The organism is Mesorhizobium sp. M0904, assembly GCF_040319475.1.
Taxonomy (GTDB): Bacteria; Pseudomonadota; Alphaproteobacteria; order Rhizobiales; family Rhizobiaceae; genus Mesorhizobium.
Window position 1 is genome coordinate 64701 of record NZ_JAMYOC010000003.1, and the last position, 23189, is coordinate 87889.

Below are 23189 nucleotides of genomic sequence, written 5' to 3' on the forward strand. Positions count from 1 at the left end.
CGAACGTCAGGCTGAAATCAGCGCTTTGCCGGCAACGGCAAGGCTGTCGGCGCCGCCGATGACGCGCTCCTTGAGCGCGCCCGCTTCGCCAAGCAGGTTCTCGGCGAAGAACCGACACAGCGCGATGCGGCTTTGGTCGGCAAGCGCGCCGCGCGCCAGATAGGCGCCGCCGGCGGCAAGCGAGATCAGCCTGAGATAAGGTGTGGCGCCGGCCAACGCCTGGTCCGGACGGCCTTCGGCCTGCAGGTCTTGCAGGGAACGGCTCGCCTGTGACAGGTCATCAAGCGCCTGGTCGAGGCGATCGGCGGTGCGGCCAAAGCCCTCAAGGTTCGACGCTCGCACCGCATCGGCGACGGCCTTGAGCTCGGCGATGTAGCCATGCACATGCCGACCGCCGCCGAGCGGCAGCTTGCGCGTCACCAGATCGATCGCCTGGATGCCGTTGGTGCCTTCGTAGATGGGCGCGATGCGCGCGTCGCGATAAAGCGCTGCTGCCCCCGTCTCCTCGATGAACCCCATGCCGCCATGCACCTGCAGCCCAAGCGAGGCGACCTCGACGCCAACATCGGTGGAAAACGCCTTGGCCAGCGGCGTCAACAGATTGGCGCGCTCCTGCCAGTACTTTGCATCCTCGCTCCGCGACGCGAGATCGATGGCGTGGGCGCAGGAATAGCAGATGGCGCGGGCAATCTGGGTCAGCGCCTTCATGGTCAGAAGACTGCGCTGGATGTCGGGGTGATGCACGATCGGCGCCATGCCGGCACCGCGATAGCTCGCCGCCTTGCCTTGCCGGCGGTCGTTTGCATACGCGAGCGCCTTTTGCATCGCCGCCTCGGCGACCGCCACGCCCTGCATGCCGACGGCAAGGCGCGCATTGTTCATCATGGTGAACATGCAGGCGAGGCCCTTGTTCTCCTCGCCGACCAGCCAGCCGATCGCGCCGGGCGTAGCGCCTTCGAAACCATCGCCATAGATCATCGTGCAGGTCGGCGAAGCGTGGATGCCCAGTTTGTGCTCCAGCCCGGAGCAGAAGACGTCGTTGCGTGCGCCCAGCGCGCCATCGTCTCCGACGAGGAATTTCGGTACCAGGAACAAAGACAGGCCGCGCGTACCGGGCGGTGCGTCCGGCAGCCGCGCCAGCACCAGATGGATGATGTTGTCGGTGAAATCGTGCTCGCCATAGGTGATGAATATCTTTTGCCCGAAGATGCGGTAGGTGCCGTCGCCGGCCGGTTCGGCGCGGGTTCGCAAGGCATTCAGGTCCGAGCCTGCCTGCGGTTCGGTCAGGTTCATGGTGCCCATCCATTCGCCGGAGACCAGTTTTTCCAGATATTTGGCCTTGAGCGCCTGCGAGCCATGCTTGTCGAGTGCTTCGACCGCGCCCATGGTCAGCGTCGGGGCGATGCCGAACGCCATCGACGCGGAGTTCCACATTTCAAGCGCGGCGACGCCGAGCATGGCCGGCAGCGCCTGGCCGCCATACGCTTCCGGCGCCGACAGCGCATTCCAGCCACCGCCGATCCAGCCGCGATAAAGTTCCTTCCAGCCGGGCGGGGTAGTGACGGCAGCGCCGTTGAGCACCGCGCCGTGCCGGTCGCCGATCGTGTAGAGCGGCGCCACCTCCTCGCTGGCGAAGCGGCCGGCCTCGGCCAGAATGGCGTCGACGAGGTCCTCGCCGAGTTCGCCAAAGGTGCCGGCATCGAGCGCCGGCTTCAAGCCGGCGACATGCTTCAGGGTGAAGGCGATTTCCTCGACCGGTGCCCGATACATGGCGCTCGCTCCTCCTCCGTCCGGCCGCCCTCAGTCCGGAAGGGTCTATTTAAGACCCGTGCCGAGGCAAAATCATCTGCTTTCGGCTTCCCTGGCGATCTTCTTTTTACGTAAACGTCAAACTTTGTCACGCGGATTTTGCCAATTGCTGCGACGCAGGCTAAATTCGCCAAAAGCCGGGATAAGTTCGACCGGCGGAATCAGGAATACCGGATCGGACCGCCCGTGCTCGCCAGACCTGACGCCTATCGCTGCATCGAATGCGGCCTGCCCTACCGGGCGACCGGTTTTTGCTATCACGAAGGTAAGATGGAGAACGGAGCAGCCTATTGGTCTGATCGCGGCATATTGTGCTCGCCGCAATGCTCGCTCGCCCATCACCGTAAGCGCGAGACGGCGGGAACGCTGTCGCAAGTGCCGGCGCCCGACCCGTTTCAAACCCGCTCTCGACATTGACGACCATCAAAACCATCGACGGAGAAGCTGTCCGAGCCGTGGCGTCCCCGGGCCGCGATCGAGAGCATTTCCTTAACCATGGCGGTTCAGGATTTGGCTTTGGCCAGCAAGGATCTGCTGCTTGAAAACGCCGGCGCGCCCCCTTGTCCGCTCAGCGCTTCTCCTTGTCGCGGCGGCGATGACGCTGGCGCTGACGCCGGCAAAGGCCTCGGATTTCTCCGAACCTTGGAAGGATGCGGACCGAGCGCTGGTCGTCGACGCCTACGAATATAATTCCATCGACTGGACCCGGCTAGCCGCCGACAAGCGTCTTGTCGGCTTCATCAACAAGGCATCGGACGGAATGCCGCCACCCTATTTCTGTTTCGGCGACGAGACCGAGCTGCGGCTGTGCAAGACGCTCTGGAAACGCCATGCGATGGCACAGGAACTGTTCCAGACGCGCAAGGTGGTGGCCAAGGCACTGGGCCTGAAATGGGGTGCCTATCATCTCGCCCGCCCCGGCAACCCCGTGGGACAGGCCAATAATTTCATCAATTTCGTGAAACCCGGGCCGGATGACCTGCTTGCCCTCGATATCGAGGACGATGATCCCACCAATGGATGTCGCTCGAGGATGCCGAGGAATTCGTGCGCCATGTGCATCGTCGGGTTGGCCGCTTTCCGGTGCTCTACACCAACGGCACGACAGCCCGGCATATCGCCGACAACAAGTATAAATACCCGCTCCTGTCCCGGCTGCCGCTGTGGTATGCGCGCTACAAGCCAGACATCGGCCTGCATTTTCCGATGGGCAACTGGCAGGGCTATGCGCTCTGGCAGTTTTCGGCGCGAGCAAATTGCGGCCGATTCCGCTGTCCCTACCGGGTCGCGGGCACACCCAACGATATCGACGTCAGCGTCGCGCCGATGAACGCGACGGAATTGCGCGCGCAGTGGCCATTCGGCGGCCTGATCGACGTGCAGCCGGATTATCTCGCCTTGATACCGGTGCCGCTCTCACGCGAGGCGGGGCTCGCCGGCACTGCTATGACCTACGCCACCGTGGCAGCACCCCCGAGCCTCGAGCAACTGGTCGCGGTATTTAGGGCGCGCTTGGCCAGCTTCAGCAGCGGCTTTCAAATGCCGGCTGCGAAGACGACGCCGAGCCTTCCCCGCGGGATTGCCGAATATGTTGCCTGGATGCGAAACGAAAAGCGTGCGGCATCGGACCCTGGAATTGTCTCCGCCGCCGGTGCGGTCAGCACCGTCTCGACCGAATTCTACAGCGGCCTGCACTGAAGCCGGAGGCCGCCTGAAGCGTCAGTTCGACTGCTCGCGCGCCAGTGCCAGCCAGCCAATGTCACGGCGGCAGAAGCCTTGCGGCCAGTCGATCCGGTCGAGCGCGGCATAAGCCTTCCTCTGCGCCTCGCCGACGGTGCGGCCGGTCGCCGTGATGTTGAGCACGCGACCGCCATTGGCGACGAGTGCGCCGCCGTTTATGGCGGTGCCGGCATGAAATATCTCGACGCCCTCACCCGCCGCCGCCTCGACGCCGCGGATGACCGAGCCCTTTTCCGGCGCTCCGGGATAACCCCTGGCCGCCATCACCACGGTGAGCGCCGCGTCGTCGCGCCAGCGCACCGAGGTGTGCGCCAGTTGGCCGTCAGCTGCGGCGTTGAGCAGGACGAGCAGATCGTCTTTCAGCCGCATCATCAGCACCTGGCATTCCGGGTCGCCGAAACGGGTGTTGTATTCGATCAGCTTCGGCCCCTTGTCAGTAATCATCAGCCCGGCGAACAGCACGCCGGAAAACGGAGCGCCTGTTTCAGCCATGCCGCGCATGGTCGGCTCGACGATCTCGCGCATGGTTCGGTCGATCATCTCCGGCGTCATCACCGGCGCCGGCGAATAGGCGCCCATGCCGCCGGTGTTCGGGCCGGTGTCGCCGTCACTGAGGCGCTTATGGTCCTGCGCCGTGCCGAAGGGCAGCGCGGTGGTGCCGTCGCACAGGCAGAAGAAACTTGCTTCTTCGCCGATGAGAAACTCCTCGACCACCACTTCCGCGCCGGCTTGGCCGAAAGAGCCGTCAAAACAGGCGTCGAGCGCGGTCCGCGCCTCGTCAAGCGTCATGGCGACGGTGACGCCCTTGCCGGCAGCTAGGCCGTCGGCCTTGATGACGATCGGCGCACCTGTCTTCTCGACATACGCCCTGGCCGAAGCCAGATCGCCGAAGCGGCCATAGGCGGCGGTCGGGACGCCGTATTTGGCGCAGAGGTCTTTGGTGAAACCCTTTGATCCTTCCAGCCGTGCCGCCGCCTTTGACGGGCCGAAGACGCGGATGCCCTCGGCGCGCAGGTCGTCGGCAATGCCGGCGACCAGCGGCCCTTCCGGCCCGACCACGACGAGGTCTATTTCATTCTCGCGGCAAAACCGGGCCACCGCCGTGTGATCCGCAATATCGAGCCTCACCAGCTCGGCTTCGCGGCCGATCCCCGGATTGCCGGGCACCGCATAGAGTTTGGTCAGCAGCGGTGACGCCGCCATCTTCCATGCCAGCGCATGTTCTCGTCCGCCGGAGCCGATCAGTAAAACACGCATGCCCAGATTCCTCGTCATTCCAAGACCAGGACTGCGCTATTGCGCCGCGCCCGACGGGTCAAGACATTTGGCTGCCGAAGCGCCGATTGCGCGTGGCGAGCCTGCGGGGGCTGCTTGACGCTTGACGGCATTCGCCCCTGCTGCCACTTCAGCAAAATGGAAACCGTCCAGTCGAAAGCGGCCCAAGGCCGCGTCGCCGATGCGCCGAGCGGCCACTGGGTCTATCGCGCGCTGCCGCGGGGGTTGTGGCCCTATGCGCAGCTTGCCCGGTGGGACCGGCCGATCGGCTGGCAATTGCTGCTGTGGCCATGCTGGTGGTCGGCTGCACTTGCCGCGAGCGCCTATCCGCGTCCGACGGATCCGCTGCTCTCGCTGCTGCCGTCGCCTTGGTATCTGCTGCTGTTTTTTCTCGGTGCGTTCGCCATGCGTGGCGCCGGCTGCACCTACAATGATTTGGTCGACGAGGACATCGACAACCAGGTGGAACGCACGCGCTCGCGGCCGCTGCCGGCCGGCAAGGTCACGCGCCGACAGGCCTGGATGTTTGTTGTCCTGCAGGCACTGGTCGGTCTCGCCGTGCTTTTGCAGTTCAACAGCTTTGCCATCTCGCTCGGCATCGGCTCGCTGGTCATCGTCGCCATCTATCCGTTCATGAAGCGATATACCAATTGGCCGCAACTGGTTCTCGGCCTTGCCTTTTCCTGGGGAGCGCTGATGGGATGGGCGGTCGAGTTCGGCGATCTCGATGGGCCGGCAATCATGCTCTACATCGGCTCGATTCTGTGGGTGATCGGCTACGACACGATCTATGCGCATCAGGACAAGGAAGACGACGCCATCGTCGGCGTGCGCTCGACGGCGCGCCTGTTCGGCGATAACACCAAAGCCTGGCTGGCCGGGCTTTATGGCGGAGCGCTGGTCTGCTTCGCCATTGCCTTTGCCTCGGCGCAGGCACCGGTGCCGGCGCTCGCCGGGCTGATCGCCGCCGGCGCGCATATGGCGCGGCAGATCGCCGTGCTCGACATCGACGATCCGGACCAGTGCCTGAGGCTGTTCAGATCGAACAACCAGGTCGGCTGGCTGATCTTCCTCGGGCTGATCGGCGGCGCAGCCTGGGTGGCGCTGAAGCCGCTGGTTTAGCTACTCCCGCGAAATCAGCTCCTCGCCGCCGATGACCAGCCTGAGGCCGAGATCGCCGGCGCGGCGGCGGACGAGGAAGCGCGGGCGGCGCATGGTCGAGACGCGACCCTTGCGGCGGTCCTGCGCCGGCAGCGCCTTGATGGCGGCGCCAAGCGATTCTTCCAGCGTGCGGGCAATGCCGTCGGCCTCGATCAGCAGCATCGGCAGGCGGTAGGCGTCGGCCCAGGCGCGCCAGTCGGCGGCGACATCGTCGAGATCGTCGGCGACCAGCAGCGGCACCGACAGCATCGGGTCGTTGTGCAGAAGCTCGAGCGTCACTGTGACATTGCCATCCGGATCCTCCATGGCGCGGGCGGCGACGCCGCGAAACGCGTTGGCGGGCAGAGCGATGATCGCCGGCACGCCGCTCATCTCCAGCGTGCGGCGGATAACCGCGCCGCGCTGGTCGATGGTGAAGGTAACGTCGCCATAGTCGTCACGCGTCGCGTAGCTCACCACCTGCGGCAGGCGGAATGGATCAAGGCGCATATTGCGCCCGGCCCAGACTGGCTTCAGTCCAGTGTTCATGTCGTGCCTTTCCTGTTTCTCCTGAGAGCCGGTGTTTCCGGTTCTCCGGGCCGGTTTTCCCAGCCTCGTTGTGGAGAAACATTAGCGCGAGCTTCTTATCCTCGCGCTTAAGAAAGTCGGTTAAATTTTGCTGATCCGGGACGGATGGTTATCGGATTGCGAACCGGCGCAGGCCGGCGAAAGGATCAGATAACCTTACCGGGATTCATGATGCCGGCCGGGTCGAACGCGGCCTTCACCCTGCGCATCAGCTCGATTGCCATCGGCGGCGCCGTCGCGATCAATTCGTCCCGCTTCAACTGGCCGATGCCGTGCTCGGCCGAGATGGAGCCATGAAACGAGCGCACGACGTCGTGCACGGCCTTGTTCATGACGTGGTAAAGGCCGAGAAACGCCTCGTCATCGCCGTCGACCGGCCGGGAGATGTTGTAGTGCAGATTGCCGTCGCCCATGTGGCCGAAGCAGACTACCCGTGCGCCGGGACTGACCGACTGCACGGCGCCGGCGGCCTTCTCGATGAAGGGCGGAATTGACGCCACCGGCACCGAGATGTCGTGCTTGATCGAGGCACCTTCCGGTTTCTGCGCCTCGGGCAGCACCTCGCGGAAATTCCAGAACGCGTCGCCCTGGGCCATGCTTGCCGCGATCACCGCATCGCCGACGATCCCTTGCTCGAGGCCTGCCTCCAGCACCTCCTCGATCAGGGCCCTGGCATCGTCGGCCGAACGGCCCGACGAGATCTGCATCAGCACATACCACGGCCAATCGCCGGCCAGCGGCCGCACCACGCCTTGTGCGTGGGCAAGCGTGAAGTCGTAGGGCCTCTGGCCGATCAGCTCGAAAGCGGTGAGCGCTGCCCCGGCACGGTCCATCGCCAGGCTGAACAGCGACAGTGCCGCCTCCGGGGATGACAGGCCGGCAAACGCCACCTCGCGCCCCTTCGGCTTGGGGAAAAGCTTGAGCACGGCGGCGGTGATGATGCCGAGCGTGCCTTCCGCGCCGACGAACAGGTTCTTCAAATCGTAACCGGTATTGTCCTTTTTCAGCTTGCGCAAGTCGTCGAACACTTCGCCGGTCGGCAGCACCACTTCGACGCCGAGGCAGAGCTCGCGCGCATTGCCGTAGGCAAGCACGCCGGTGCCGCCGGCGTTGGAGGAGAGATTGCCGCCGATCTGGCAGGAACCTTGCGCGGCAAGCGACAGCGGAAACAGCCGGTCGGCGGCATCGGCCGCTTCCTGCAGCGTCTGCAGGATGACGCCGGTTTCGACCGTCACCGTGTTGGACAGCGTATCGATCTCGCGGATGCGGTTCAGCCGCGACAGCGACAGCACGATCTCGCGGCCGGAAGCGTCGGGCACCTGGGCACCGACCAGCCCGGTGTTGCCGCTTTGCGGCACGATGGGCGTGCCGGTTTCGGTCGCCAGCCGCATGATGCGGCTGACCTCCTCGACGGTCCCCGGCCTCAGCACCAGCGCCGTCCTGCCATGCCAAAGTCCGCGCCGCTCGGTGAGGTAAGGCGCGATGTCCTGCTGGTCGCGCAGCGCATATTTGTCGCCGACGATTGCCGCAAAGCGCGCGACGACGGCGGGGTCGAGGTCGAGGGAAATGTCGTTCATGGGTGGAAACTATGGTGCCCAATCCATCTTGTCACGAGGGGCGATCTTGTCACGCGGGGCGGCGGCGCGCGAAAGCCTGTCGTTGATCGCCTCGCCCAGCCCGTCGAACGGGATCGGTTCGACGGCGATGGTTTTGGCGCCGCTGCGATCGAGATCCTGCAGATGGGCGAAGAGATTGCTCGCTGCCTCGCGCAGGTCGCCGGTCTCCGACAAATTGCGCAGTGCGGCTGCATCGCGCCAGCCTTCGGCACGGCTGCGGCCGAAGGCCAGCAAGGCTTCGCCCGGTGCGACCTCCGCAGCATTGAGCCGTACCGCCGCACCTGGTGCATAGTGCGAGGCGAGCATGCCGGGCGCCTCGATGGCCGAAGCGCCGCGGAGCAACTTCACCCCGGCGACCGCTTCGATCTCTTCGGCGGCAATACCGCCGGGCCGCAACAGCCACAGCTTTCCAGCTTCGACCTTGAGGATGGTCGATTCCAGCCCGACCGGCGTCGCGCCGCCATCGACCACCAGCTTGATCCTGGGGCCGAGGTCGGCGGCCACGGCTTCCGCCGTCGTGGCGCTGATCCTGCCCGAGGAATTGGCGCTGGGCGCCGCCAGCGCGCGACCGAGCCTGGCGATCAGCTCGCCGCCAAAGCCTTTCGGCATGCGCAGCGCGATGGTGTCCAGCCCTGCGGTGACCAGCGGATGAATGCCGTTGCCGGGCCGTTGCGGCAGCACGAGCGTCAGCGGCCCCGGCCAGAATGCCTGCGCCAATCTTTCCGACAGCGGATCGAACAGCGCGATGCGCTCGGCCATCGCCGGATCGGCAATATGCGCGATCAGCGGGTTGAAGCGAGGTCGGCCCTTGGCTTCGAAGATACGAGCCACGGCAACGCCGTTGGTCGCGTCGCCGGCCAGCCCATAGACGGTCTCGGTCGGGATGGCGACGACATCGCCGCTCTCGAGCAGCGCCAACGCCCTTTCCATCGCCTCGCCGACGGCACGAATTTCAGCCACTGTCGTCACCTCACGGATGCGGGTGCCTAATACGGCGACGCCGGGCGGGCAAGCCCAGGCGTCGGCGAATCGCAAATCGCTAAAATGCTATGTTTCCTCGCAAGCCGGCATCAATTGCCCTCGGCTAGGGTGCCGTCTTCTTGGACAATGCTTTCGATGCGTATCGTTGGCGCGCTTGGCCTGGCGGTTATGGCCGGCACGGCACAGGCTTCATCGCTCGTTTTTGTCGGGCAGACGACTGCAACGCCGTCGGTGGTAAGTGCCAGCGCGCTCGAACGGGCGAAAACACCGTCGATCGTCGCGCTCGGCGCGCCGTTGCCTGACGGCAATGAAAACGTCACCGATGAAAAGGTCGCGGCAATCCCGAGCCAGCCGAGTCATGGCTTCGACGGAAGCCCGATGATCATTCGCGGCGGTATCGTCGGCGATGCCTTTGCAACGCCCGCGCCGAAAGCCGCGCCGGCCACCGCTGCCGCGCCCGCCGCGAACAGCAAGGCCGATCCAAAGGTCGCCAGCAAAACCCCTGAGCCGGCAGCGCCGCAGCCTGCGCCGCTAGCAGCTCCCGACCAGCCCAAATAGGGCCTGAAGCACAAGCGATGATTTTTTCGCGGATGTCAGCCGGCTATTTTCGAGAAATCGGCGACCCGGTCCGTCGCAGCGCGGATGCGGGCGAGCAATGCCAGGCGATTGGCGCGCACCGCCTGGTCCTCATCGTTTACCAGGACTTTCTCAAAGAATGAATCAACCGGCTCGCGCAACACGCTAAGCGCCAGCATGGCGGCGGAAAAGTCTTCGTTTTGAATTGCTTCGCCGGCTTGTCTCTCGGCCTGATTGACCGCCGCAAACAAGGTTTTTTCGGCGTCCTCCCGGAACAGAGCCGGCTCAACGCTGGTTGCGATCGCCGTCCCCTTCTTCTTTTCGGCAGCCACAATGTTGGCCGCGCGCTTGGTGCCGGCAAGCAGGTTTTGTCCGTCCTCGGTGTCGAGGAAGGAGCCGAGCGCCTCGACACGGCGGACGATCTGCAGGAGATCGTCGTTTTGCGATAGGCCAATCTCCCCCCTAGAGGGGGAGATGCCCGGCAGGGCAGAGGGGGGCGCGACAGAATGAGAGGCTGGCGGGACAGCGCCCTCCTCTGTCGGCTTCGCCGACATCTCCCCCTCTAGGGGGGAGATTGGGCGCGAACCTGCCGCCAACACCGCGTCGATCAGATCATGCCGCGCGCCCTGGTCGCGGAGATAGACCTTTAGGCGATCGTGGAAGAAGGCGAGGAGGTTATCTTCTTTGTTCGTCAAAGATTCGCCCAACGCGGGCGCGGCGTCCGCAATCTCAGATCTCTTTGTTGCGATGTACTCGTTCAAGGTCCGACGAAGTGTTCGTGGCTCAAGGAACGATCCGGTCGATCTCAAAGCCTCAAACTCATGGCCAATCTTATTGCCGTATAGGTGCTTAGCAATTGCAAGCCAGTTGTCGTGCCACGACGCCAAAAGGCTTATCCTCACCTCATTCTCGACCAAGATCCGGATCACCCCCAGCGCCGCCCTTCTCAGCGCGTAGGGGTCCTTCGATCCGGTCGGCTTTTCATCAATCGCCCAGAAGCCGACCAGCGTATCGAGCTTGTCTGAGAGCGCCACGGCGACCGATACCGGATCGGTCGGCACGCGGTCGGACGGGCCCTGCGGCTTGTAGTGCTCCTCGATCGCGGCGGCGACCGAAGGATGCTCGCCTTGCAGCAGCGCGTATTTGCGGCCCATGGCGCCTTGCAGTTCCGGGAACTCGCCGACCACCTCGGTGGTGAGGTCGGCCTTGGCGAGGACGGCAGCACGACGTGCGAGCGCGGTAATCTCCCCCCTCGAGGGGGAGATGTCGCCGAAGGCGACAGAGGGGGTCGGCACGTCCTGATGCGGCTTCCTATTTTGGACAGAGGACGCCGGCGCTTCACGCGAGGCGACCCCCTCTGGCCTGCCGGCCATCTCCCCCTCGAGGGGGGAGATCGACTGCGCCACGATTGGTGCCAGTTCTTCGGCCAACCTGGCAATCCGCTCCACCCGCTCGCCTTGCGTGCCGAGCTTGGCATGAAACGTTACATTGAGGTGGTCGAGGCGGGCCATGCGCTGGTCGAGCGGCTTTTTGAGATCAAGTCCGAACTTTTGCGCCGATGCCTGCAGCTGGTCGAGATCCGGCAGGTCGCCCTGGTCGGTCTTCCAGAAATAGAGCGCGTCGGACAGGCGGGCGCGCACCACCTTGCCGTTGCCATGGGCGATCTCCTTGCCGCCGTCCTTGGCCTCGATATTGGCGGTCAGGATGAAGCGGTTGGAAAGCGGCGATTGGCTGATCTCCCCCCTTGAGGGGGAGATGGCCGGTAGGCCAGAGGGGGTCGGCACGACCTGACGCGACTCCCTGTCGCGGACAGGGGATGCCGCCGATCCACGCGAGGCGACCCCCTCTGTCGCCTGCGGCGACATCTCCCCCTCGAGGGGGGAGATCTGGCGCGTCGTGACAAAACACTTCTGGTTGGCGCGGATGGTGAGCCTGATCACCTCGGCCGGAATGGTCAGAAAATCCTGCTCGAATTCGCCCATCAGCACGACCGGCCATTCGACCAGGCCCGACACTTCCTCCAGCAGCCCCTCGTCCTCGACGAGGTCGAGCCCGCTGGCGAAGGCGAGGTTCCTGGCATCGGCAAGAATGATCTCCTTGCGTCGGTCGGCATCGAGCACGACCTTGGCCGCCTCAAGCTTGGCGACATAATCGTCGAAGCGGCGCACCGTGATGGCGCCCGGCGCATGAAAACGGTGGCCGTAGGTGACATTGCCCGAGCGGATGCCGTCGATCTCGAAATCGACCACCACCGGCTCCTCGGTTTCGGGGCCGAAGGTGCACAGGATCGATTGCAGCGGCCGCACCCAGCGCAACGAGCCGGGCTTGGCCGAAGCCGGCCCCCAGCGCATCGATTTCGGCCAGGGAAAGTTGCGGATGATGCCCGGCACCAGCTCGGCGATGATCTGCTCGGCCGGCCGGCCCGGCCTGGCAATATGGGCGACATAGAAGTCGCCCTTCTTCGGATCGGAATGAACATGCGCGTCGGCAATCGAGGCAAGGCCGGCCTTGCGCAGAAAACCTTGCACCGCCTGCTCGGGCGCCTTGGTCGAGGGGCCCTTGATCTCCTCGTTTATGTCCTTCGAGCGGGCGGTCAGACCGCGGATGTCGAGCGCCAGCCGGCGCGGCGTCCAATATTCGCGCGCCGCCTCATAAGTCAGCCCGGCTTCGACCAGACCGTCGGTCAGCAGCTTCTTCAGGTCGCCGGCAGCTTTTCTCTGCATACGAGCAGGAATCTCTTCCGAACGGAGTTCTAAAAGCAGGTCGGGCATTGAGTGTGCTCACGCGGCAAATGGTCCGGGCGGGGCATAGCAACTCGGCCGGCCGCTGTCACCCTTCCCAGCAAAGTCGGGCCTGCACGATCGCGGCATCCAACGGCGATTTCCGAAAAAATTCATCCGCCTGTCGGACACGAAGCGGTCCGCCCGTCCTTGGGTCAAAGATTTCCATCAACCGAACGCAGCGCTGAAGCGACCGACGCTCAGGCAGAGAACTATTGGCTAAACGAATGAAAACGGCATCGACATTCCTGCAGATCCTCGCGCTCAGCGCCTGTTTTACAGCACAGGTGCATGGCACGTTCTCGATGCCCGGCGTCAGGCAAGCGCTGCGGACAATAGCCGGTGCAAGCGGCCAAGGTACGTTGCCAATCAGCGCTCCTGTCGAAATCGCCTGGAGCTAATGTGCATGTCGCGCAAAAGTGTGCAGCGGTTTTGCGATAACGACATGCATCAAAACAAGAACTTAAAGCGCGTCGCATGAGGCCGGTCGAACGCGACGCGCTTTAAGCCGCCATTCCGCCCGCCTGGGTCAGCAGAAACGCCTCGCCGCAGGCCTTGGCCAGATTGCGCACCCGCAAGATGTAACTCTGGCGCTCGGTGACCGAAATGACGCCGCGTGCGTCGAGCAGGTTGAAGACGTGGCTGGCCTTGATGCACTGGTCGTAGGCTGGGAATACCATGCGGTGACAACCCTCCCCCTTGAGGGGAGGGTGGCCCGAAGGGCCGGGTGGGGTCGCCCGCACAGTGCTCGACGCTTGACTTGAGGTGCCTTCTGAGATGACCCCCTCTGCCCGCTTCGCGGGCATCTCCCCCTCAAGGGGGGAGACAGGGGCGCCGGCTTGTAGCAGCGCCTTGCACTCGGCTTCGGCGTCTTCGAAATGGCGCAGTAGCATCGCGGTGTTGGCGAATTCGAAATTGTGGCGCGAATATTCCTGCTCGGCCTGCAGGAAGACGTCGCCATAGGTCACCTTATCGGCGCCTTCGCGGCCGTTGAAATTGAGGTCGTAGACATTGTCGACGCCCTGCACATACATGGCCAGCCGCTCCAGCCCGTAAGTGAGCTCGCCCGCTACCGGTGCGCATTCGATGCCGCAGACCTGCTGGAAATAGGTGAACTGCGACACCTCCATGCCGTCGCACCAGCACTCCCAGCCCAGCCCCCAGGCGCCCAGCGTCGGGCTTTCCCAGTCGTCCTCGACGAAGCGGATGTCGTGCAGCAGCGGATCGATGCCGATCGCGGCCAGCGAGCCGAGGTAAAGCTCCTGCAGATTGGGCGGATTGGGCTTCAGGATCACCTGGTATTGGTAATAGTGCTGCAGCCGGTTCGGGTTCTCGCCATAGCGGCCGTCCTTGGGGCGGCGCGACGGCTGGACATAGGCCGCGTTCCAGCGTTTTGGGCCGAGCGCGCGCAATGTCGTGGCCGGATGGAATGTGCCGGCGCCGACTTCCATGTCGTAAGGCTGGAGGACGACGCAGCCATAGTCCGCCCAGTAATTATGCAAAGTCAGGATCAGCCCCTGGAACGAGCGGCTGGGATGCATGTGGGCAGGGATATCAATGGTCACGGCGGCCTCCGGCGGGATGCGGCACCTCGTAGAGTGCCGCTCCGCGACCGTCAAGGCAAAGGGGTCACCCCTTCGGGGCGGGCGCCGGCTCGGGCTTCACCTTGGGGGTTTCCTGCGCCGTGTTGGATTCGATCGGCGGCAGGCCCTTCATCAGCTTTTGCTGCAAGGCGGACAGCACATCCGGGTCCGGCTTCAGGTCACGGGCCTGGTTCCACTGGAAGGTGGCTTCCAGTTTGCGGCCGACGCGCCAGTAGGCGTCGCCGAGGTGATCGTTGAGCACCGGATCCTCCGGCTTCAACGAAACGGCGCGTTCCATTTCGCGCACCGCGTCGTCGAACTGGCCAAGGCGGTAATAGGCCCAGCCCAGCGAGTCGACGATGTAGCCGTCGCTCGGCCTCAGGTCGACGGCCTTCTGGATCATCGCGAGGCCTTCCTTGAGGTTCATGTTCTTGTCGACCCAGGAATAGCCGAGATAGTTCAGGACCTGCGGCTGGTCGGGGTAGAGCTCCAGCGCCTTGCGGAAATTCGGCTCGGCCTTCGGCCATTCCTTCAGCCGCTCATAGGCGATGCCGCGTTGGTAGAAGATGTTCCAGTTGGCGGCGGTCGGCGTCTTCAGCACCTCGACTGCCTTGTCGTAAAGATTGGCGGCGGAGCGGAAGTCCTCCTTCGCGGAATAGACGCCGCCGAGCGCCAGATAGGCGCGCATGTCGTCTGGATGCGCATCGACGATGGCTTTGAGGTGAGCGATCGCCTCGTCATTGCGGTCGAGATCGGCAAGGTTGAGGCCAAGCTGCAGGTCCGAAAGCTCCTTCAGCGGCGAGCCGGCGGGAATGCGGCGATAGAGCGCGATGGCGCCCTCGCCGTCCTTCAACTGCTCGGCGACCGCGGCAAGCTGAACAAGCGCCGCGTCATTGCCGGGCCGCAGCGCCAGGGCATATCGCAGATAAAGCCGCACGAACGGCTCGCCGCCGCCGCGGTTGAGCGCGGTGGCGAGATCGAGCAGGATCTCCGAGGCGCCGTCCGAGGGACCGGCAACGAATGGTTCGATCTTTTCGCCCTTGTTGATCTTGTCGCGAAGCGCTGCAATCTCGACCTTGCCGGGCGCAAACGCCTCGGCCTTGTCGAGCACCGACAGCGCCTTGGCCTTGTCGCCTTTGCGGGCGAGGAAAGAGGCGTAGGCCTGCGCGTTGCGCATCCATGTTTCGGGCGCCGCACCGCCAGCGGCCGTGTCTTGCAGGGTGGCGGTGTAGAGCGCATCCGCCCTGTCGGGCAGGCCCGAGGCGTCGGCAATCAAGGCACGGTGGAACGACTTGAACGGGCTGAACCAGTCGGGGCCCTGCAGCTTGTCGATGGAAGCCATGGCCTCGCCGGCGTCGCCCTCACCTTGCTTGGCCCAGCCGGTCATGACGCCGGAGATCAGCCGGTCGAGATCGGATTCGAGCGAAAGCTTGAGCCAGTATTCGGCCTTGGAGAAATCCTTCTTGTGGAAGGAATCGATCGCCAGCGCCAGGCGCGAGAAGCGCTCGACGTCGGGAACCGCCTTGAGTTTGTCGGCATAGACCAAGGACTCGTCGAAGCGCCCCTGCGCGATCAGCGACAGCATCAGGCTTTGCTGCAGTCCCGTATCGTTCGGATCGAACGCAAGCGCCTGCTTGTAATAGGAAATGGCGCTGTCGAGGTCGTTGTCGCCTTCGGCAATCCGCGCCGCGAGATAGGCTCCCGAGAAGGATGTGATCCTGACCGGCTCGGCGGTCTGTCTGGCATGCGCCGGCAAAGCCGAGATCGCCATGCCCGTCGCGATTGCCAGCCCCGTCAGCCAGCGCGCATATCCTTGCCGCATCATATCCCTTTCAGCCAAACGCCATCTCCGCGTCAGCGGGATCGCCGTAGACTCGATCTTTACAGGTAAAGCATGGCCTTTTTGGGGTCATGCTTCAACCCGGCCCGAATTCACAATCGGGTCAAGCAATTAATAAACCATGCCGAAAGAGGTCGCACGACCGCATTGCGACAAGCCGGCAATGGGAAACCGGCGTCACGGCCCGGAACTCAGGACGTTTGCGAAAGGCTTGCGTCGAGCGCCTGCATGGCGACGGTGACAAGATCGTGCAGCCGCTTTTTCGGCACGCCGTCGCGTGCCTGGACCGAAAGGCCGTGCATCAGCGTGGCGTAGTAATCACCCAACGTCTCGGCGTCGGTACCCGGCTTCAATTCACCATCGCGCACCGCTTGCTTCAATCGCTCGACGATCGATGCGGTACGCGCCAGCCGATGCTCCGCCAGCCATTGCTGCACGGCGTCGTTTTCGACGGCGCAATTGGTGGCGGCCGTCACCACCATGCAGCCCTGCGGCTGCCCCGGCCGCGTATAGATTTCGACGGCGTCGCGAAGCATGCGCTCAATGACGCGCCGGACGTTTGGCTCTTCCTGCAGCGCGCGTGTGGCAAAGCCGCCCTCATTGGCCTCGTAAAGTGCCACCGCTTCGCGAAACAGATCCTCCTTCGAGCCGAAGGCGGCATAGATGCGCGCCGATGCGAGGCCAAGCGCCGAAACGAGATCGGCCATCGAGGTGCCCTCGTAGCCACGTCTCCAGAAAGCGTCCCGGGCTTTCTCCAGCGCCTGGTCGCGGTCGAACTCCCTTGGCCTTCCCGCCATTGCGGCCTCCAATTTTTGTTGATCAACAAATAATCCGCTTGACTTCGGATTGCAAATCTCAATTCTTTGTCGATCATTAAATAATTGTCGACAAGGAGACCGACATGAGTTCACTGGATCAAGGCGCGCCGCTCGGGGCAATCGCAACGCAAGGGACAACCGGTGTGAAGCGCGGCGCAACGCTCGCGCTGCTCGCCTTCGCGCAGCTCATCATCTCGCTCGACCTCAACATCGTCTTCGTGGCCCTGCCGGAGATCGGCGCCGGCCTCGGATTTTCCGGGCAGACCCTGCAATGGGTGGTGAGCGCCTACACGGTCTTTAACGGCGGGTTCCTGCTGTTCGGCGGCCGGGCCGCCGACCTGATCGGCCAGCGCCGCGTCTTCATCTTCGCACTCTGGCTCTACGCGCTTTCTTCGCTTGTCGGCGGCCTGGCATGGTCACCGGAAATCATCATTGCGGCACGTGCGGTACAAGGCATCGGCGCCGCATTCCTGTTTCCGGCGACGCTGTCGCTGATCAACCGTCTGTTCGCCGAAGGACCGGAACGCAACCGGGCGCTCGCCGTCTGGGGCGGCGCGGGCGCCAGCGGCCTGACGTTCGGTTCGCTTGCCGGCGGGTTTCTGACCAGCGCCTTTGGCTGGCCGTCGGTCTTCTACGTCAACGTGCTGCTGGCCGGGATCGCCATCATCGCGGCTTTCGCCATCATCCCGCGCGATCGCAAGCGGCACGAGCACCGTAGCTTCGATCTGCCGGGCGCATTGACCGTCACCGCCGGGGCGACGCTGCTTGTCTTCACCCTGGTTCAGGGGCCTGAGTATGGCTGGGGATCGACCGCAATTATCGTCAGCGCAGCACTGGCGGCATTCTTCCTGATCGCCTTCACGATGATCGAGGCGAAGAGCGCCGATCCGCTGATGCCGCTGCGCCTGTTTTACAACCGCAGCCTCGTCGCCGGCATGACGATAACCTTCCTCTACATGGCGACTTTCGGAGCGCTGCCCTACTTCCTCACCGTGCTGCTGCAGAACGTGCACGGTTTCACTGCCTTGCAGACGGGCCTCGCCTTTCTCGTGCCGTCGGTCGCCATCGCCGCCGGCACGCAAGCCGGCGAGCGTCTGGCGACGCGCTTTTCCACGCGCAGCACGCTGGTCGGCGGCATGATCGTCGGCGCGGTCGGCACTGCATTGATGGTATCAGGCGCAACCGCGGAGAGCAGCTATCTGTCCCTCGTACCCGGCCTGATCGTCTCCGGCGTCGGACAAGGCATCGTCTGGACCGCAATGTGGATTGCCGCCGCTTCCGGCGTTGCCCATGATCAGCAAGGCGTCGCCTCGGGCATGGCTTCGACGACACTCAATGTCGGCAACGCCATCGGCATGGCCGTGCTGATCGCGATTGCGAACAGCCAAATCGGCGAATTGTCCGGCGATGCGTTGAAAATTGCCGTCGCCGACGGCATCCAGGTCGCCTTCTGGTTCGCGGCGGCGGGCATCGTCGTCAGCCTGCTCGCAGCAATGGTTCTTCCGGCAAAGGCGCGATGAGAACGGCCCCTCCCCGGCGTCGCGGCGCCGATGGCTGTCAATTCACCCGGCTGATGCAGAAATCGATGACGTCGATCAGTGCAGACTTCTGCGGCGTCGCTTCGAGCGGCGCCAGCGCGTCACGGGCGATTTCGCCGAAATGGCGGGCGCGCCCGATGGTGTCGGCAATCGCCCCGTGCCGGAGCATCAGGCCGATTGCCTTTTCCAGCCCGGCATCGTCGGCGGCATTGTCCTCGATGGCGCGTTTCCAGAAGCTGCGCTCGGCCTTGGTGCCGCGCCGATAGGCGAGGATCACCGGCAGCGTTACCTTGCCTTCGCGGAAATCGTCGCCGACATTCTTGCCGAGATCCTTGCTGGTGCCGCCATAATCCAGCGCGTCGTCGATCAGCTGGAAAGCAAGGCCGAGATTCATGCCATAGGAGCGGAGTGCTGCGCGATCGTTGCGCGTCGCCTGGGCGATTACCGGGCCGACCTCGGCGGCGGCTGAGAACAGCGCCGCGGTCTTGGCCTTGATCACCGCGAAGTGCTCGTCCTCGGTGGTTTCGAGGTTCTTGGCGGCGGCAAGCTGCATCACCTCGCCTTCGGCGATCACCGAGGCCGCACTCGACAGGATGTCGAGCGCTTCCAGCGAGGCGACATCGACCATCATGCGAAAGGCCTGGCCGAGCAGGAAATCGCCGACCAGAACACTGGCCTGGTTGCCCCAGATCATGCGCGCCGTCTTCTTGCCGCGCCGCATGCCGCTTTCGTCGACAACGTCGTCGTGGAGAAGTGTCGCGGTGTGCATGAATTCGACCGATGTGGCGAGCTTGACATGGCCGTCGCCGGAATAGCCGAACATCTGGGCGGCGGCGAGCGTCAGCATCGGCCGCAGCCGTTTGCCGCCGGATGAGATCAGATGGTTGGCGATCTCCGGGATCATCTCGACATCGGAGCCGGCCTTCGACAGGATCAATTTGTTGACGCGCCCCATGTCGGCGGCGGTCAGGTCGATGAGGTCCTTTATCGAGGCGGCTTCGCGCTTCCCGTTTTCAATGTTGAGAACGACACCCACGGCAAAACTCCCAACCTCGATATGCACGACGGCAACATGGTCCCTGGACAGACTCTAGGGTGTCACCCACCGGTGCGGCAAGAGGCGAATTGGCGCGCCGGCTCTGGTACATGATCACGCCTACGTTTACATCAACGCCGCAAACTGCGAGTTTCATCCGATGATAGAGATCATCCGCACCAACGACGCTGTCATCATTTCGTTTGTCGAATCGCTGATGCGCGATGCCGGTATCGACTGTTTCGTCGCCGACCAGAACATGAGCGTGCTCGACGGCTCGATCGGCATCCTGCCCCGCCGTGTCATGGTGGACGCCGACAAGGCCGATGCGGCGCGGCGCATCCTGACGGATGCCGGCATCGCCAACGAGATCCGCCAAAAATAATGTCCGCGTCGCCCGCTGCCCTTGTCCCGGACATGCCAGCTCACACGGTCGATGCCTTCCATCGCGGTCGCTTCTGGCTGGTGCAGCCGAGAAAGGCCGGCCACCGCGCCGGCATGGATGCGATGATGCTGGCGGCTGCCGTGCCGTCCTCCTTCGCCGGGCGGCTGGCCGACTTTGGCGCGGGTGCCGGTGCCGCGGGCCTGGCGGTGCTGTCGCGCTGTCCCGCTGCCGCGGCCGTGCTTGTCGAGCGTTCCCCGGAAATGGCGGCCTTCGCCACCACCACGCTTGCCCATCCCGGCAATGCACATCTCAGCGACCGCGCCTCGGTGCTCGTCGCCGATGTCGCGCTGTCGGGCCGGGCGCGAACGGCCGCCGGCCTCGAGGACAACAGCTTCGATTTCGTCATCATGAACCCGCCGTTCAATGCCGCCGAGGATCGCGCGACGCCCGATCCGCTGAGAAAAGCCGCGCATGTCTCGGAGGATGGATTGTTCGACAGCTGGATCCGCAGCGCGGCCGCGGTGGTCAGGCCGGGCGGCGGGCTGGCCGTCATCGCCCGGCCGGAACAGCTCGGCGCCATCCTCGATGCCTTTGCCGGCCGCTTCGGCGACGCCGAGATGCTGGCCGTCCATCCTCGCCCCGAGGCGGCAGCGATCCGCATCGTCGTCCGGGCAGCACTCGGCGCACGCGGCAAACTGTCGATCCGGCCGCCGCTGATGCTGCATGCCTATTCAGGCAACGGCCCTTCGGAACGGGCGGAGCTGATCAATAACGGGCTGGCGTCGCTGTTCGGAGACTGATCCATTCTGATTGCCGGGGTGACGGCATTGCCGTTGGCCGGCGAATTCCTACATGCCTCAAGCAAATCGACCGGAGACCGCCCCCTCGTGAAACGCCTTTTCAACCGCCTGCTGCCGAAATCCTGGCGCTCCACCGTCGTCACCATTCCGGTCATCCGGCTGCACGGCACGATCATGCCCGGCGGCGGCCAGTTCCGGCCGAGCCTGTCGCTCGCTTCCACCGCCGGTCTTCTCGAAAAGCTGTTTTCCTTCGACGCGCCGGCGGTCGCCATCTCGATCAATTCGCCAGGCGGCTCGCCGGTGCAGTCGCGGCTGATCTTCAGGCGCATCCGCGACCTGGCGAGCGAGAAGAACAAGAAGGTCCTGGTTTTCGTCGAGGACGTGGCGGCATCAGGCGGCTACATGATTGCGGTCGCGGGCGACGAGATCTTTGCCGACCCGTCCTCCATCGTCGGCTCGATCGGCGTGGTGTCGGCCTCGTTCGGCTTTCCCGAGCTGTTGAAGAAGATCGGCGTCGAACGCCGCGTCCACACCGCCGGCCAGAACAAGGCGGTGCTCGACCCGTTCAAACCGGAAAGGAAGGAAGACGTCGAGCGGCTGAAGGCGCTGCAACTGGAGGTCCACGAGACCTTCATCGACCTCGTCAAGGACAGGCGCGGCAGCAAGCTCAAGGACGATCCCGACCTGTTCACTGGCCTGTTCTGGACGGCCAAGAAGGGGCTTGAACTCGGGCTGGTCGATGCGCTCGGCGACATGCGCAGCGTGCTGAAGAGCCGTTTCGGGCCGAAAACCCAGCTCAAGCTGATCACCGCGCCGCGCGGCCTGTTCGGCCGCTTCGGCCTGTTCGGCTCGAGCTTTTCGGCGCCCGACATCGCTGCCGCCGCGGCAAGCGGCGTCATCGATGCGGCGGAAGAGCGCGCGCTGTGGGCGCGCTTCGGGCTTTGAAAAGCCGGTGAAAGCGTCTAGCATAAATCATCAACCGACCCGACCGGCGGCCTTGCCGGCCTTGCGAGGGAGGAGTTTGACATGCCGCAGATCATTTTCTTCGCCGTCGTCGGCATTGCCGCCTATTTCGGCTACCGCTCCTTCATCAGGGAAGCCGAGCGGGTGACCGCCAAGGTACGTCGGGCCGAAAAGCAGACGGCCAACGGCACCATGGGAACACTGGTCAAGGATCCGAAGACCGGCGAATACCGTCTGGCCAAGGATTGACCGTCGTCCCCCTCGCGGCCGAGCCCATGAACGCCGAGACCAGCGTCCGGGGATTGCATGCGCACGCCAAGATAAATCTCGCGCTGCACGTCACCGGCCGGCGCGCCGACGGTTATCACATGATCGAAAGCCTGGCTGTGTTCACCCGCTTCGGCGACCGCATCGAGACAGAACTTGCCGACAGCGATGGGTTTTCCGTGTCCGGCAAATACGCCTCCGCGGTGCCGGTCGACGACAATAATCTGGTGGTGAGAGCGCGCGACGCACTGCGTCGCGAGGCCGGTTCCCAATACGCGCCGGCTGTCGCCATCCGGCTCGAAAAGAACCTGCCGGTCGCGTCCGGTGTCGGCGGCGGATCGAGCGACGCGGCGGCTGTGCTGCGCGCCCTGGTCCAGACCTGGGGACTTGATGTCGACGATGCCGAACTGGCGCGGATCGGCCTGTCGCTCGGCGCCGACGTGCCGATGTGCCTCGCTGCCAAGCCGCTGATAGCCCGCGGCGTCGGCGACGAGCTGACGCTCGTGCCGGATTTCCCGGCGCTGGGTCTGGTGCTCGTCAATCCCGGCACTGCCGTCTCGACGGCCGACGTGTTCGAGGCGCTTGGCCGCCGCGACAATGCGGCGCTGCCGCCGCTGCCGCACAGCCTCGACTTCCACAGCATCCGCAACTGGCTGGAGATCACCCGCAACGATCTCGAGCCTGCGGCGTGTGCAATCCAGCCCGCCATCGGCAAGGCGCTTTCCGTGCTTAACAAGGCCGGAGCCGGTTTTGCCAGGATGTCGGGTTCCGGCGCCACCTGCTTCGGGCTGTTCGAGACCGGCAATGTGGCCAAGCGCGGGGCCGTCGATATTCGCGGCCGCCATCCAGACTGGTTTGTCGCGGCGACGCGAAGCATGACATCGGAGGCTGAGGCCTATGGCCAGGATTGACGAGAGCCGCCCCTTCGTTCCCGTGCGCATCGCGGTACTGACCGTTTCCGATACGCGCAGCCTCGTCGACGACAAATCCGGGCAGACGCTGGCCGACCGTATTGCCGAGGCCGGCCACATCCTCGCCGCCCGCGACATCGTCACCGACGACCGCGACAAGATCCGCGACAAGGTCCTGGGTTGGTCAAGGGACGAAGCGATCGATGTCGTCATCACCACCGGCGGCACCGGCTTCACCGGCCGCGACGTGACGCCGGAAGCGCTGGAGCCGATCTTCGAAAAGCGCATGGACGGCTTTTCCGAAGTGTTCCACCGCATCTCCTACGACAAGATCGGCACCTCGACGATCCAGAGCCGGGCAACCGGTGGCGTCGTCAACGCCACCTTCGTCTTCGTGCTGCCGGGCTCGCCCGGCGCCTGCAAGGACGCCTGGGACGGTATCTTGAAGCCCCAGCTCGATTACCGGCACATGCCCTGCAACTTCGTCGAGATCATGCCGCGGCTGGACGAGCATTTGCGGCGCGGCTGAGGCGAGCCAAGGTG

22 protein-coding genes are annotated in these 23189 nt (G+C 64.4%); 12 read left to right on the plus strand and 10 right to left on the minus strand.

Translation table 11 applies throughout. The annotated features are described in order from the left end of the window. Nucleotides 1–6: 6 nt before the first annotated feature. Nucleotides 7–1770: an acyl-CoA dehydrogenase family protein gene (locus tag NKH80_RS04615; RefSeq protein ID WP_352989925.1), complete on the minus strand. Its 1764-nt coding sequence runs from the start codon at nt 1768–1770 to the stop codon at nt 7–9. Between the two features lie 225 nt (nt 1771–1995). Here NKH80_RS04615 and NKH80_RS04620 point away from each other — a divergent pair, with 225 nt between their 5' ends. Both NKH80_RS04620 and NKH80_RS04625 read left to right on the plus strand, forming a co-directional pair. Further along, nucleotides 1996–2226, plus strand: coding sequence for a hypothetical protein (locus tag NKH80_RS04620; RefSeq protein WP_352701618.1), 231 nt, complete (start codon nt 1996–1998; stop codon nt 2224–2226). Between the two features lie 603 nt (nt 2227–2829). After that, nucleotides 2830–3507 (plus strand): glycoside hydrolase family 25 domain-containing protein, encoded by a 678-nt coding sequence (locus NKH80_RS04625; RefSeq protein ID WP_352989928.1) that lies wholly within the window; start codon nt 2830–2832, stop codon nt 3505–3507. Between the two features lie 21 nt (nt 3508–3528). Here the strand turns inward: NKH80_RS04625 and purD are convergent, their stop codons facing one another. After that, complete coding sequence (gene purD / locus NKH80_RS04630) at nt 3529–4806, minus strand: phosphoribosylamine--glycine ligase (RefSeq protein WP_352989930.1); 1278 nt, start codon at nt 4804–4806, stop codon at nt 3529–3531. Nucleotides 4807–4962: 156 nt separating this feature from the next. Here purD and ubiA point away from each other — a divergent pair, with 156 nt between their 5' ends. Then, the gene (gene ubiA / locus NKH80_RS04635) at nt 4963–5946 is read left to right on the plus strand and encodes a 4-hydroxybenzoate octaprenyltransferase (protein WP_352807811.1); all 984 of its coding nucleotides are present in this window, start codon (nt 4963–4965) and stop codon (nt 5944–5946) included. Here the strand turns inward: ubiA and NKH80_RS04640 are convergent, their stop codons facing one another. The 3 genes from NKH80_RS04640 to NKH80_RS04650 all read right to left on the minus strand — a co-directional run bounded on the left by NKH80_RS04640 (nt 5947) and on the right by NKH80_RS04650 (nt 9128). Beyond that, on the minus strand, nt 5947–6513 hold the full coding sequence (locus tag NKH80_RS04640) for a DUF6101 family protein (protein ID WP_352989932.1): 567 nt from the start codon (nt 6511–6513) through the stop codon (nt 5947–5949). It lies immediately after the preceding gene. Between the two features lie 185 nt (nt 6514–6698). Continuing rightward, nucleotides 6699–8129, minus strand: a complete 1431-nt coding sequence (locus NKH80_RS04645; RefSeq protein ID WP_352989935.1) for an FAD-binding oxidoreductase — start codon at nt 8127–8129, stop codon at nt 6699–6701. 9 nt (nt 8130–8138) lie between these two features. Continuing rightward, entirely contained in the window at nt 8139–9128 is a 990-nt protein-coding gene (locus NKH80_RS04650; RefSeq protein ID WP_352989938.1) for an L-threonylcarbamoyladenylate synthase, read from the minus strand. Nucleotides 9129–9284: 156 nt separating this feature from the next. On the opposite strand from NKH80_RS04650, the gene NKH80_RS04655 reads away from it, so the two are divergent. Then, on the plus strand, nt 9285–9707 hold the full coding sequence (locus NKH80_RS04655; RefSeq protein WP_352989941.1) for a hypothetical protein: 423 nt from the start codon (nt 9285–9287) through the stop codon (nt 9705–9707). A 35-nt stretch (nt 9708–9742) separates the two neighbouring features. Here the strand turns inward: NKH80_RS04655 and NKH80_RS04660 are convergent, their stop codons facing one another. Then, complete coding sequence (locus NKH80_RS04660) at nt 9743–12448, minus strand: glycine--tRNA ligase subunit beta (RefSeq protein WP_502900905.1); 2706 nt, start codon at nt 12446–12448, stop codon at nt 9743–9745. A gap of 284 nt (nt 12449–12732) precedes the next feature. On the opposite strand from NKH80_RS04660, the gene NKH80_RS04665 reads away from it, so the two are divergent. Beyond that, nucleotides 12733–12906: a hypothetical protein gene (locus NKH80_RS04665; RefSeq protein WP_023674088.1), complete on the plus strand. Its 174-nt coding sequence runs from the start codon at nt 12733–12735 to the stop codon at nt 12904–12906. A 102-nt stretch (nt 12907–13008) separates the two neighbouring features. On the opposite strand, the gene NKH80_RS04670 is transcribed toward NKH80_RS04665, so the two are convergent. The 3 genes from NKH80_RS04670 to NKH80_RS04680 all read right to left on the minus strand — a co-directional run bounded on the left by NKH80_RS04670 (nt 13009) and on the right by NKH80_RS04680 (nt 16725). Beyond that, complete coding sequence (locus tag NKH80_RS04670; protein WP_352898981.1) at nt 13009–14070, minus strand: glycine--tRNA ligase subunit alpha; 1062 nt, start codon at nt 14068–14070, stop codon at nt 13009–13011. Between the two features lie 64 nt (nt 14071–14134). After that, complete coding sequence (locus tag NKH80_RS04675) at nt 14135–15910, minus strand: tetratricopeptide repeat protein (RefSeq protein WP_352990152.1); 1776 nt, start codon at nt 15908–15910, stop codon at nt 14135–14137. Between the two features lie 209 nt (nt 15911–16119). Next, a complete protein-coding gene (locus tag NKH80_RS04680) occupies nt 16120–16725 on the minus strand; it encodes a TetR/AcrR family transcriptional regulator (protein ID WP_352505240.1) in 606 nt (201 codons plus the stop codon). A gap of 104 nt (nt 16726–16829) precedes the next feature. Here NKH80_RS04680 and NKH80_RS04685 point away from each other — a divergent pair, with 104 nt between their 5' ends. Further along, nucleotides 16830–18266 (plus strand): MFS transporter, encoded by a 1437-nt coding sequence (locus tag NKH80_RS04685; protein ID WP_352989947.1) that lies wholly within the window; start codon nt 16830–16832, stop codon nt 18264–18266. Between the two features lie 37 nt (nt 18267–18303). On the opposite strand, the gene NKH80_RS04690 is transcribed toward NKH80_RS04685, so the two are convergent. Beyond that, nucleotides 18304–19320 carry a polyprenyl synthetase family protein gene (locus NKH80_RS04690; protein ID WP_254818409.1) on the minus strand — a complete coding sequence of 339 codons (1017 nt, stop codon included), beginning with the start codon at nt 19318–19320 and terminating at the stop codon, nt 18304–18306. Nucleotides 19321–19480: 160 nt separating this feature from the next. On the opposite strand from NKH80_RS04690, the gene NKH80_RS04695 reads away from it, so the two are divergent. The 6 genes from NKH80_RS04695 to moaB all read left to right on the plus strand — a co-directional run bounded on the left by NKH80_RS04695 (nt 19481) and on the right by moaB (nt 23175). Beyond that, a complete protein-coding gene (locus NKH80_RS04695; RefSeq protein WP_352989950.1) occupies nt 19481–19705 on the plus strand; it encodes a putative signal transducing protein in 225 nt (74 codons plus the stop codon). Beyond that, nucleotides 19705–20505, plus strand: coding sequence for a tRNA1(Val) (adenine(37)-N6)-methyltransferase (locus NKH80_RS04700; RefSeq protein WP_352989952.1), 801 nt, complete (start codon nt 19705–19707; stop codon nt 20503–20505). The genes NKH80_RS04695 and NKH80_RS04700 overlap by 1 nt, the downstream gene beginning before the upstream one ends. An 87-nt stretch (nt 20506–20592) precedes the next feature. Continuing rightward, nucleotides 20593–21450: a S49 family peptidase gene (locus NKH80_RS04705; protein WP_254818407.1), complete on the plus strand. Its 858-nt coding sequence runs from the start codon at nt 20593–20595 to the stop codon at nt 21448–21450. A gap of 81 nt (nt 21451–21531) precedes the next feature. Then, nucleotides 21532–21717, plus strand: a complete 186-nt coding sequence (locus tag NKH80_RS04710) for a hypothetical protein (protein ID WP_254818406.1) — start codon at nt 21532–21534, stop codon at nt 21715–21717. Between the two features lie 26 nt (nt 21718–21743). Continuing rightward, nucleotides 21744–22646 (plus strand): 4-(cytidine 5'-diphospho)-2-C-methyl-D-erythritol kinase, encoded by a 903-nt coding sequence (locus NKH80_RS04715; RefSeq protein ID WP_352989955.1) that lies wholly within the window; start codon nt 21744–21746, stop codon nt 22644–22646. Continuing rightward, nucleotides 22633–23175, plus strand: coding sequence for a molybdenum cofactor biosynthesis protein B (gene moaB, locus NKH80_RS04720; RefSeq protein ID WP_352476634.1), 543 nt, complete (start codon nt 22633–22635; stop codon nt 23173–23175). Before NKH80_RS04715 ends, moaB begins: the two co-directional genes overlap by 14 nt. Nucleotides 23176–23189 lie beyond the last annotated feature (14 nt).